This window comes from Kitasatospora sp. SC0581 (assembly GCF_048159585.1).
GTDB lineage: Bacteria > Actinomycetota > Actinomycetes > Streptomycetales > Streptomycetaceae > Kitasatospora.
Window position 1 is genome coordinate 1 of sequence record NZ_JBLRWA010000274.1, and the last position, 341, is coordinate 341.

General features: G+C 73.0%; 1 pseudogene. It reads left to right on the top strand.

Features of this window, described 5'->3' with window-relative positions:
* Positions 1-341: pseudogene (locus ACLWS4_RS38075) on the top strand (FtsW/RodA/SpoVE family cell cycle protein); the annotation flags it as partial.

Sequence of the window (341 nt, forward strand, 5' to 3'; positions counted from 1 at the left end):
CATCGACGGCGAGGTGCCCTCCGGCGCGGCCGGGTACGGGGCGGCGCTCGGCGTGCTGGCGCTGCTGGCGCACGGGGTGATCCGGTGGAAGGCGACGTACGCGGACCCGCTGCTGCTGCCGATCGCGATCCTGCTGAACGGGATCGGACTGGTCGTCATCGACCGGCTGGACCGGGCCACCCCGAGGAGCGAGGCGGCGCCGACCCAGCTGCTCTGGTCCACCCTCGGGGTGGCGCTGTTCATCGCCGTGGTGGTGCTGCTCCGGGACCACCGGCTGCTCCGCCGCTACGCGTACGTGGGCGCGCTGGTGGCGCTGGTGCTGCTGATCCTGCCGATCTTCT